This window comes from Flavobacterium xizangense, from assembly GCF_054075145.1.
The window spans coordinates 994,041-1,006,999 of record NZ_JBSIPG010000002.1 but is presented as its reverse complement, the minus strand read 5'-3'; the positions used below and the strand labels follow the sequence as shown (position 1 = coordinate 1,006,999).

The window sequence follows — 12,959 nt, the reverse complement described above, 5'->3', positions numbered from 1 at the left end:
AAAAATAGCATATGGATAAAATTATTATTAATTGTGTTGTTTTTGGGTATGATGAAGGAGTTCTAAAAGTGCTTTTGACAAAGAATGATATTTCTTCTAATGCAAAGTGGGGTACTGTATCTGGAGCACTTAAAAATGGTGAAAATACAGATGAAGCTGCGGTACGTGTTTTAATTGAGCATGATATTGAAAAAAAACTGCTATTGAGGCAGTATAAAACGTTTGTAAATTTTGAGAGTGATCCAACAAAAAACACCGTTACGATAGGCTATTATGCGTTAATTAATATGAAAGACTATAAGATAAATTATAGTAGGATTAATACGTATAAAAAGTGGAAAGATGTGAGAGAGGTAAAAGATTTGCTATTTGGCCACAGCCAAATGTTAGATCTGGCTTTTTATCAGCTTAATAAATCACTTCGTGAATTATCAATTATGTTTTGTTTATTACCTGAAAAGTTTACTTTAAATGAACTTTCTAAACTTTGTCAGCAAATTTTCGGGCTAGAAATTGATGAAATGTTGTTATACAAAAAGATGGTACAACAGCGAGTATTGGTTAAAATAGAGGGGAATCAAAAAGTATCGATAGCAAATTTCTACAAATTTAATCAAGCGTTCTATGAAAAAAAATCATCTGAAAATTTTCTTTATTATTTATGATTATACAGATCTGAAAGTAAAAAAGGCAAAAACTAATTTAAGATTAGGATAAACAATAAAATTATAATTTTTATGGTTTTTATTTTTTAGTATTTAATTTTTGTTTGTGCATCAATTTGTTAAACATATAAAAGACAGGGGGCAAAGAGAAATAAATCACTTATTTACCTCATCAGAACAGCAAATTAATAAGTAGTTTACTAGGAAAAGCAAGCTGCAAATTCTTAAAAAAAAATACATGTTTTCTAGTTTTGAACAGGGATGTTCTGTCATCCGGACCTCAGTAGGGAAGAGTTTGATTTTAAGGAATTAAATGCCATGTGAAGAGTATGCGCAACGATTCTGCCACAAAACTTGGAATGGTCAAATATCTTTAAAAACCGCCTTAACTTTTTGTGGCAAAATTGAAGGCAACTCCAATTTTAATTAAAGGAGATAAAGAATTCGAACCTTAAGCTTGAAACCCGTATATTTCCGGCATCTTATTTTTTTTCACATAGTGCGCCACAATATTGCCACGAAACTAAAAAACATCAGTTTATAATTGTGTAATTTGTTTTAAAAGTACTATAGTTGTATTTTGAAATCGAATTTAAATAGTTCTTTTTTATAAAAACATAAAAAATAGCTTTAACTTTTTGTAGCAAAAAAGGTATCCTTTTCATTATATTTATTGTAATAAATGCAATTCTGTTAATTCTATTCTATTACTGGCTCCATTGATATATTCTGGAAATCTCAGGAACCAGTTAGATTAATTTTTGTGTAAGAAATAAGTTTTAATAGCTTGTTACAAGGAGTAGGCTTGTAATGTCTTTCTTGCCCATTTTCCCCAATCTTTCAAAGCATCCAAAAGTATTTTGTTTAGTCCTTTATTGTCAGCAGGTTTGCCTTTAATTGGTGGAGCTAAATCTTTGTCAGAAACTGGAATTTCAGTAACTTTTGTGGCAAACCACGTCATATTTTCATGTGGCATGGCCAATCCTAAAATTGTTCCGGGCAATCCTGTAAAAGATTCAGGGCCACCAGCAAATTGAATTTGAATAGTGTAATAGGCAACAACATAAACAGAATCGAGAACTATAGCATTTGCTCTGCGGCATTCATAGCCCGCAATTTCTCTGGTTTCATCGGTAATTTTCCAGTCAATTTTGCGTAAACTATCTTTGACTAAGTATAAATCATCGTAAACGTTTTTTTGGGTAATACTGGTTTGGGTATCTAAATCTGTGGCGATAACATTTTTTAAATTAGCCATTGCATCATCTGCAATCCAACTGTTGCTGCTTGGTGATTCATTGGTTTCAACCCATTTGTATAAGCTTTTGTTTTTTGAAAAGCTGAGTGTACTTTTTACAGTTTTAAATTGTGGATTGGTTTTTTTATAACTTTCAAAAGCTAATTTATAGTAACTCTCAGTTTCTCCTTTTATTTTTTTTGTAATTAAAGCGTACATATTCGATTTTTTCTCAAATTCGATTACGCCATTTTGTACAAAGTGGTCATTTTGTGCAAAAGTATTACAGCTTGTCAATACAATTATTAAAATTAAGATGTGATTTATTATTGTTTTCATGTTTTTAGTTTTGTTTAATTTCTCCTCCGCCCATTTTGCTGAAATCCCAGCTTACAGAGAACATAAAATATCTTTGGATAGTTGTATAAGTACTTTGGTTGATATTTCCATTGAATGCAGAACGGTTAAATCCTACATTTTGGTTCAAAAGATCTCGTCCCGTTATAGAAACTCTTAAATTATCTGATTTAAAGAATTTTTTGGTGATAGATGCATTCCAAATAAAACGTTCAAAACTTTCCTGAATTACTTGCGTTTTTCCATTATATTGATAATTACCATCTGAGCTAATTTCTAGTTTAAAAGGTAATTGTACACTGGTCCAGAAATTTCCATTAACCCCCCAACCATTACTATCACTATTTTCGTTAATGCTTGCATCAGCAACGTTGTAAGTAGGTCCGAAGCTAGCATTCAAATTATATTTTTTTTCTTTATTCTTTGATAAGTTTAAATTAAAGGAATAAGTTGAATTTTTAGTTTCATTCAGTTTTGCATTGATGTAATTATAGTTTACATTTTTGTTAGCGCTTAAACCAATCCCTGCGTTCATGTTTATGGCTTTGATTGTTTTGCCAAAATTACTATTCAAATAATAACTTGTTGCTGCTTTGTCTTTTAGATTTACAAATTGAGAAATACTTTGTCCTCTATCATTTGTAACCACATTACTTATTATTGGATTTAGTGTAAAATTATACGATCCATTGACCGAAAAATATTGATTGCTAAGTACTTTATACGAATAATAATTTCCTCTAAAACTGTTTTTAAAAGAAGGATCTAAATTTGGATTACCCAAAATCGTATTTAATGGGTTTTGATTATTTGGTATTGGTTGTATTTGTTCTAATGTTGGCTGATCGTTGTTTCCGTTATACGACAAACGTAGTGATTCCCTTTGTTTAAAATTATATTGATAGCTTATTTGAGGCATGTAGTTGACAAATTTTCGATCAAAAGAACTATCTCTATAAACATCATATTGCTTAAAGTTTACACCACTAAATTTAGAACCAATAGTAAAAACAGTTTTGTTTTTTTTGTAATTAAAAATCGCTCCAAGTTGGTTTATCGTTTGGTCTAATTGATAATTATTACTAAAGATGGAATCCAAAACATTATAATCGCCATTTGGAGATTGATTAAAAGATTTACGATCAGCTTTTCCGTTACTAATGTTAAATCCATAATTAAGAATTACAGATAGACTTTTGGATAACGGTTCGGTATAGATTAAATTTGATTTAAAAGCGGTATTGCTAATATTGTTGACTTTGTTTTGATCGACTACTTTAGTACTATCTGGGCTGATTATGGATGGTGTAAAAAATTCTGCTCTAGAATTTAAATAACCATCACTTTTGCTATCTGTATTTGACTGGCTTAAATTAAGAGATAATGTTCGTCCCGTTTTTTTAAGTCTTTTGGTTACTAAAGCATTAAAATTAAATGTTTTATCATCAACTTCGTTTGTAGTTGTCTGTTTCAAATTATTCAATTGGTTACCTTGTTCGTCAGTACCTTTTCGCATTTCTGCTTCACTTGAATTACTATTTTTAAATAATCCATCTACATTTAATTTTAAAGTTAAAGTAGTATCAATTTTAATTTCATAAGCTAGATCAAGTTTATTTTTAGTCATGTTTTTCTCAAAACTCTTGTCTGAAGTATTATAAATACTGCTAGAACTTAAATTTTGCTGATTAATATCATTACGATCTCCTGAAAGTTTAATATCGCCAATTTTATAATTTACATTGATAGATTCTTTATCGTTGTTCCATTTATTGTCAAAATGTATTCCGCCAGTTTGAGCTACTGGAATTCCTTCACCATTAAATTGTCCATCCCAACTGTCAAATTCATCATTTCCAGTGTTTGTAAAATAAATACCGCCGTCATCACTTACTTGATAACTGTTTTGCCCATATTTATCTTTATCTCCCCATCCTAATCCTACTTGTCCTGTGTTGCCTAAAATGCCATAAGCTGCTAGTTTTTTCTTATCCCAAAACTTATTAAACATGGCTTGACCTTTGTAAAAATCATTAGTTCCTACTCCGAGTTCTACTTTCCCGAAATAACCATTTTTTTTGTCTTCTTTAAGTTTAACATTCAGCGTTTTGGTTTTTTGACCATCATCAATTCCTGTAAAAGCGGCTTGATCACTTTTTTTGTCGTACAATTGTACTTTATCAACCATGTCCGCACGTAGATTTTTTGTAACTAAAGTGGGATCATCACCAAAAAATTCTTCACCATCGACCAAAACTTTGGTTACAGTTTCGCCTTGAGCGGTAATTTTTCCATCCTTATCAATTTGTATCCCAGGGAATTGTTTTATCAGATCTTCTACTTTTGCATTAGGTTCTATTTTAAATGCTTTTGGATCAAATTCTAACGTATCTCCTTTGATTTTTATGGCGGCTCTGTTGCCTTTGATGATTATTTCGGATAGTATTTTTCCTCTATCTTCCAAATTAATTTTACCATAATCCTTGATTAACTTTGTGGAATCAACAGAAAATTGATCTACAAAATCAGCATATTTAGGATAAGAAACCAGTAAAATAAATTTACCGGGTTTAATATTATTCAGCTCAAAATAACCATTTTCTTTGGCTCGGGTAAATTTTACTAAAATGGAATCTTTTGCTCTTAACAAAGAGACTGATGCTTTCGTTAAAGTAGAATGGTTTATGGTATCTGTTACATATCCTTTAACTGTGCCTGATGTTTGTGCCTGTAAAATAGTTGATAAAAATAGAAAGCAACATAATAATAGAATTGTTTGTCTCATTAATTGGTTATGGTTTTTTAAAAAAGAGGCATAATAATTCTATTCTATTTTTTGAGAAATAGAAATAAAATGCACTTGTTTTGTGATTTGTTTTGGTTATGGAGTTAGAAGATTGTAGATTCTATAATAGAAATTGAAATAGCACTTTTTTATAAAGGTTTGCTGAAGAATAGTGATTTGGTTTTATGAAATTCATAATTTTTTTGTGAGGTTTTGATTGTTGATGGCTTAAATTTTAACGATTTTAATTGTCAATCGTTGGTGTAATAGTTAAATGTTAACATGGTTCAAATCTAAATAAAAATACTACAATGTAAGAAAGGACTTTGCTTTTTTTTAACATAATTACTTGTTAACAATCTTGTTTTTTTGCTGCTTGTGGTAAGATATAAATCAATTTCTTGCCTTAGTGGAACAATAATCAATGACTACGGATATGGAATGTGTTTTCTAAGAAAAAATTCTTATTGTGTATTGAGAAATAAACGACTCTTATATACTCAAAACCTAAATCTTGTAGATCCTTATTTACTGGATTTTAAATTTTTCATAATGCACTGCGCCATAATTCTGACACAAAACTTAGACACTTAAAATATCTTTAAAAAGTACCTTAACTTGCTGTGGCAAAAAAGATATCCCTTCCATTTTATGTAAATTTTAATTTTACTATGATTTGCTAAAATTTAAATAAATTTTATCTTTGGCTTTGAAATGCTCCAACAGAAACTTAAGAAATGGCTCAATCAATTTAAGCAGTACTTTTTTACGTACAGCAACGGTTTCTATCATCTTCCGTACAGCAGTAAAACTCCAGAAGATCTTGTGGAGAGTTTAGCTAATTACCCCTTTATGAAGCATGATAGAGTAAAACAGAGTGTTTATGCTAATACGCCATTTTGTTCAGGAGGCTTCAATTATCAAAAAATAGAAGAAGGACTTTGGGTTATTTATTCTAAAATGAAGTATAAAACTAATGTAGCTTTTGACCTTGTTTATGATGACCCGGCAGAAATGAAAATTGAGGATAAAGGTTACTATATGCTTAGTCTTAATAATGTTACAAGTCAGCCAATAATCGATCTGAAAATTTGTGAAAAGCAATTATGTTTTGCAAATTATAGTTGGACATTCTTTAAGCCGAAAGAACGTAATTGCGATGTAAATTTTAAAGGAGCAAATAACAAATACATCACTTTGTATTTTAATGAAGAATGGCTACAAAAAAACTTGCTTCAAAATAGTTTATTCTCAGAAGCTGGATTGGATAAATTTATAACATCTGATCAGCCTTATATTGCTTGGCCGGTTGAGGAGAAGGATGAGCTGGTGAAAAACTTCGGTATTTTTGATGAAGTTATGAATATGAATAATGAAGCCAGTCATATCGATTTTCTTCAGTTTAAACTCTGTACATTAAATCTTATTTTCGGTTTTTTAAGAACTTGTAGAGATCAGCGCGTGTTCGAAAATCACTTTGCAATTGATTACGAGGATAAATTCAGCATCAATAAAGTTGAGAATTATTTGACGAGCCATCTTTATGATAAATTTCCTGGAATTGATTTTCTAGCTGAAAAATTTAAAATTTCAGAAAGTAAGCTTAAGTCTGAATTTAAACAGTTTTTTGGAAAACCAATCTACAAGTATTTTCAGGAAAAACAGATGGTACTGGCTAAAGAACTTATTATCGAAAACAAACTTTTGATAAAAGAGATTTCGTATAAGTTCGGTTACGAAAATACCAGTAAATTTACAGCAGCTTTTAAAAAATACCATAATATCCTTCCATCAGAACTGCAAAAACAGGAATTTGATATTGCAGTTTAGAATCTAATTTTTTCTTTTCCTATTTTTTTCTTCCCAAAAAAAAACTTTTTGGGCTATAGATTTTCTTGATCAAAACTTTTTGGAGTGCTTTTGAGCTTGTTCGCTTATCTAATTTTGTGTACAAATTAAACTAGCCCCAAAATATGAAGAAAAAATTACTTTTAATTTTCACATTTTCAATTATTCTTTTTGTTTCATCCAGTATGTTTGGACAAATGAGAGTTGATTTAACTAAGACAGACATAACTTCTCTTTCGCCAACTGGTTCGATTACTGCTAATATTGTTGATGAACTTTATCCTCCTTACACTTATTTATGGTCAAATGGAGAAGCTACTCAAACAATATCTAATTTAAGTGCAGGATATTATTCAGTAACTGTAATAGATTCACATTATAATATTGCTTATGCAAATATATCCATAGGACAATGTTCTGGGAGAGAAAAAGCAATAGCAGTACAAACAAATGCCTCTTGCGCAGGAGCAACAACTGGATCGGCAACTGTCGCAGTTAAAGGAGGCTCAGGAAATTATAGTTATAAATGGAACACACCAACAGTACAAACCACACAATCGGTAACTGGGCTTTTAGCAGGAACCTATACGGTAACTGTAACAGACAATCAAACACAATGCGCAACGTCAGGCAGTGTAGATATTATTTTAGGAGCTACAACTCCAGTAGGTGATGCTTCCGTTTATGGTAATAACATTTGGAATGTGTATGCTTGGAATAAGGGAGTTGTTAGTAGAAGTGCATGGGGACAGGATTATTCGGGTTATTTTACAGCTAATACTTTAAGTTTTAATTCTGAAGATTATTTTGAAGATTATGATGTCCCATCTTCAGTTACGGGTTATCAAGGTTGCAGGGTAAATGGTGATGATCATTCTTGGAGTGCAAAAAGACAAGGATTTCCATGCGGATATTATAAAATCGATATACCAATGCATGATGATTGGGTGAGATTATATATTGATGGTGTTTTAGTTTTTGGTGATGACAATTGTTGTGAATCGCATGCAAAGGTTTGGGAAGGATTTTTAGATAGTAACAGTAGAGTTGAATTCCAAATTGCTGAAGATAAAGGTCAGTCTAGAGGAAATATTCAATTCACTATGATTCAACCTACAGCAGTCATTACCAATGTATCATGCAATGGTGAAAGTAATGGCGCGATCACTTTACCAAGTCAAACAAATGGAACATATACCTATAATTGGGGTAACGGCATAACGACAAAAGATAGGACAGGACTAGTAGCGGGAGATTATACGTTAACTATTACCAGTCCAAATGGTTGCGCAAAAACTAGTACATATACAATTTCGCAGCCCGATCCTATTGCCATTGTTCCATCGCAATCCAATATATCTCACATTGGTGGAAGAGATGGTTATGCTCGTGCGGTGGTAACCGGAGGAATGGGGCCGTATTCTTATTCATGGTCACCATCTGTACCAATTGGAATTGGTGGAGAAGCTTATTATCTTGGTGCGGGAACGTATACAGTAACCGTCACGGATGCAAATAATTGTACAGCTACACATAGTTTTACTATTATAGAACCAGAAGTACTTGAAGCAACATTAGTTTCGCAACATAATATTGACTGTAATGGAGCAAATACAGGATCAATAACAATAAACGCAACTGGTGGAACAGCCCCATATTCATATTATTGGTATCCTTCAGGCGAAACTGGTACAACAGCCTCTGGTCTTTATGCTGGAACCTACACAGTATATGTTTACGATGCAAATTATAATTCAATAACTAAAAGCTTTACAATTACAGAACCAAATCTTCTAACTGCAACATCAGCAGCTCAAACAAATGTTGCTTGTCATGGAGCATTGACGGGATCAGCAACTGTAAGTGCAAACGGAGGAATAGGTCCTTACAGATATTCATGGTCGCCTTCTGGCGGAAGTGATGCAACAGCTTCAGGACTTTCTGCAGGGAATTATACCGTAACTGTGACTGATGATAACAATTGTACAGCTACGCAGAGTTTCATTATTACAGAACCCGATGCTATCGTTATTACTCCGTCACAAACGAATGCATCCTGCAAGGGAACAGCCAATGGTTCAGCTAGTGCATCTGTAACAGGCGGCACAGGAAGCTATACCTATCAATGGTCTCCTTCGGGTGGAAGAAATGCCTCAGCAACAGGGCTTACTGCAGGCACCTACACGGTTACAGTGACCGATGCAAATGCATGCACTGCAACGCAGAGTTTTACTATTACAGAACCAGATAAACTTGTAGCATCAAAAGGTTCTCAGACAAATATTGTTAGTCGCGGAGCAGCGACAGGATCGGCAACAGTAAATGTGACCGGAGGAACAGGCCCATATTATTATTCGTGGACGCCATCTGGCGGAACTTCAGCAACAGCAACAGGTCTTAGCGCAGGAACTTATACAGTAACAGTGACCGATGATAATGCATGTACTGCAACGCAAAGTTTTACCATTACAGAACCAGATGAACTTATAGCATCGAAAGTTTCTCAGACAAATATTGCCTGTCATGGAGAAGCTACAGGATCAGCAACAGTGAGTGTAACTGGAGGAACAGGTTCATATTCTTATTCTTGGTCACCTTCTGGCGGAATTTCAGCAACAGCAACAGGTCTCAGCGCAGGAACATATACAGTAACAGTGACCGATGCCAATGCATATACCGCAACGCAGAGCTTTATTATTACAGAACCTTCAAATGCATTAACCGCTTCTCAAGGAACAATTGTGAATGTAAATTGTCACGGAGAAGCAACCGGCTCAGCTACTGTAAATGTAACTGGAGGAACTGGTTCTTACTTTTATTCTTGGGCGCCTTCTGGAGGAACAGGAGCTACAGCTTCAGGATTAGCTTCAGGAACTTATACAGTAACTGTAATCGACAGTAATGGATGTGCAACAACCCAAGGTTTCACTATCAATCAGCCAGCGTCAGGTCTTTCAGCAACAACGGCATCAGTTGGAGTTAGTTGTTTTGGTGGAGGAAATGGGAGCGCGAGTGTAAGCGTATCGGGAGGAAGTCCAAATTATTCATATTCATGGTCTCCATCTGGTGGAACTTCAGCAACAGCAATAGGACTTAGTGCCGGAGATTATACTTGTACAATAACAGATTCAAAAGGATGTACATTGACAAAAACTGTTACTGTAGCAACCCCAGCTAAAATATCTGGTACGATAACAAAAGTAGATGTTTCATGTAATGGAGGAACAAATGGTTTGGCAACTGTAACCGCTTCTGGTGGAGCTGGTTCATATTCTTATTCTTGGTCACCTACTGGAGGTAATGCCGCTACTGCATCAGGACTTTCTAAGGGAAATTATACTGTAACAATTCAAGATGGAAATGCATGTGTATACATAGCTAGCGTTACGATAGACGAGCCATCTGTTTTAACAGCATCAATTTCTCATACAGATGCATTATGTAATGGTGGAGCAACCGGAACAGCAACAGTAGTTCCTTCAGGCGGTACTGGTACATATTCTTATTTATGGTCACCTTCAGGTGGTACGGCAGCAACTGCAACTGGTCTGGCAACGGGAACCTATAACTGTAAAATTACAGATTCTAATGGTTGTTTCGTAACTAGATCAATCAGAATTGATGAGCCTACAGTATTAAGCGCTACAACAAGTCAAAGAGATGCAACTTGTATGTCAGGTGGACAAGCAGCTGTTAATGTTAGTGGAGGTGTAGGTCCTTATACTTATTTATGGTCACCTTCTGGCCAAACAACAGCAATAGTAACGGGATTAAATAATGGCAGCCATTCATGCTTAATTGCAGATAGTAATGGATGTACAATTACTAAAACCTTTTTAATTAATACAACCAATACCTTAATTGCTACAACAAGTAAAAACGATATTTTATGTAATGGCACCAACACAGGTTTTGCTTCGGTAGTTCCATCTGGAGCACCAGGTCCTTTTACTTATGTTTGGGCACCGACTGGTGGATCAAGCAATACTGCAAGCAATCTTGCAGCAGGTAATTATAGTGTTACGATAACTTCTGCGAATGGCTGTTCGATTGTGAAAAACTTTACAATTACAGAACCTTCTGCATTAACAGTTACTCCATCTCAAACTAACTTATTATGTAATGGAGTAAATACAGGATCAGCAAGTGTAAGTGTAAGCGGAGGAACGGGTTCTTATACTTATGCATGGTCTCCTTCTGGCGGAAGTTCAGCAACCGCAACAGGGCTTAGTAGCGGAACTTATACAGTAATCGTTACCGATGCAAATTCTTGTACATCAACGCAGCGTTTTACAATTACAGAGCCAAATGTTCTTACAGCAACTGCAGTTTCTCAAACAAATATCGCTTGTCACGGAGCAAATACAGGATCAGCTACAGTTGGCGTAAGCGGAGGAAAATCGGGGTACAGTTATTCGTGGGCTCCTTCTGGAGGAAATTCAGCAACGGCAACAGGACTTAGTGCCGGAACTTACACAGTGACCGTTACCGATGCAAATTCTTGCACGGCAATACAGAGTTTTACAATAACTGAACCAGCATTACTTGAAGCTGTAACTTCAAAAACGGATATAACTTGCTATAGTGGGAATGATGGAACTGCATCAGTAAATGTTAGCGGAGGAAAAGGAGCTTATACTTATTTATGGTCACCGAAAGGAGGAAACGAAGCCACTGCAAGCGGACTTACAGCTGGAACCTATTTTGTAACCATTACTGATGCAAATTCTTGCTCGATCTCAAAAACGGTAGTAATTGAAGAACCTGCGCCTTTTGTAGCAAATACTTTGGCTGCAACAAATATAACTGTATCCGGAGCGGTAATTTCGGGAACAATTTCTTCGGAAAATAATGATGGAAAATGTTTAACAGAAACAGGATTTGTTTATTCGCTTAAATCAAATCCGCTGCTAACAGATAATAAAATTATTGTTGGCAGATCATTAGGATCAATTACTTCAACGCTGACTAATTTAAAAGGAAATGCAATTTATTATGTAAAAGCCTATACGATAAACAGTAATGGCTTTGTAGCCTACGGAAATGAAGTTAGTTTTACCACAGATAAATACACTCTTACTATTACTGCTTCAGCGGAACAACAGAAAGTTTTTGGTACAACTGACCCAGTTTTTAAATATACCGTTTCAGGACTTGCAAATGGTGATACAAATGCAATTATAAGAGGAAATCTTTCAAGAGAAGTTGGAGAAAATGTTGGAAAGTACAAAATTAATGCTGGGACAATTGATGCTGGCAACAATTATAAAATTGTTTTTGAAAGTGCCGTTTTTGAAATTACTAAAGCCGACCAAGTAATTACTTGGAATCAAGATTTGGAATTTGGCTGTGAAACCGAAAATAATATAGATCTGAATGCGGTTTCAAACAGTGGATTGTCAATAACTTATTCGGTTGTGAATAGTAATATCGCTGAAGTTTTAGGCAATAATTTAGCGATAAAAAATTCGGGAAGCACTTCAATTACAGCATCTCAGATTGGAGATCAAAATCATCATCCAGCGGTGGCGGTTATAAAACCTATTGAAGTTACGCAAAGTGGGCTTATAACACAGCATTGGTCTGATGTTCTTTTCTTTGATAATAAAAATAAAGATTTTGTTTCTTGGCAATGGTATAAAAATGGAACAGCGATCTCGGGTGCAACTCGACAGTATTTCAACGAAAATCAAGCTTTAAATGGCACTTACTATGTTATTGCTACAGATAAAGACGGAAACAAAATTAAGTCTTGTTTGTTTGAAATAACTGGGAAAGTATTTTCAAATAATATCAAAATATATCCGAATCCGGTAAAAGCGTCTACTGAATTTACTTTAGAATGTAATTTTAAGGAAGCACAACTAAAAGGTGCTACTATTGATATTTTTGATATAAACGGAAAATTGATTCAGACTGTTTCTAACATAAAAACTCAGAATCAAATAATTGCGCCTTCTCAAACCGCTATTTACGTTGTATTGCTTACTTTATCAAATGGTGAGAAAAAGACAATTAATGTATTGGTAAAGTAAAATGAGGTTTAATTTAAAGTCAATGAAAATCA

5 protein-coding genes are annotated in these 12,959 nt (G+C 34.1%); 3 read left to right on the top strand and 2 right to left on the bottom strand.

All coding sequences use genetic code 11. From position 1 onward, the window contains the following. Positions 1-11 precede the first annotated feature (11 nt). Positions 12-665, top strand: a complete 654-nt coding sequence (locus ACWA1B_RS10020) for an NrtR DNA-binding winged helix domain-containing protein (RefSeq protein ID WP_456906445.1) — start codon at positions 12-14, stop codon at positions 663-665. A gap of 790 nt (positions 666-1,455) precedes the next feature. Here the strand turns inward: ACWA1B_RS10020 and ACWA1B_RS10015 are convergent. Beyond that, complete coding sequence (locus tag ACWA1B_RS10015) at positions 1,456-2,241, bottom strand: GLPGLI family protein (RefSeq protein ID WP_456906443.1); 786 nt, start codon at positions 2,239-2,241, stop codon at positions 1,456-1,458. A 4-nt stretch (positions 2,242-2,245) separates the two neighbouring features. Then, positions 2,246-5,044 (bottom strand): outer membrane beta-barrel family protein, encoded by a 2,799-nt coding sequence (locus ACWA1B_RS10010; protein WP_456906441.1) that lies wholly within the window; start codon positions 5,042-5,044, stop codon positions 2,246-2,248. A gap of 714 nt (positions 5,045-5,758) precedes the next feature. On the opposite strand from ACWA1B_RS10010, the gene ACWA1B_RS10005 reads away from it, so the two are divergent. Further along, positions 5,759-6,874: a helix-turn-helix domain-containing protein gene (locus ACWA1B_RS10005; protein ID WP_456906439.1), complete on the top strand. Its 1,116-nt coding sequence runs from the start codon at positions 5,759-5,761 to the stop codon at positions 6,872-6,874. 143 nt (positions 6,875-7,017) lie between these two features. Next, the gene (locus ACWA1B_RS10000; protein ID WP_456906437.1) at positions 7,018-12,927 is read left to right on the top strand and encodes an MBG domain-containing protein; all 5,910 of its coding nucleotides are present in this window, start codon (positions 7,018-7,020) and stop codon (positions 12,925-12,927) included. The last annotated feature ends 32 nt before the right edge of the window (positions 12,928-12,959 follow it).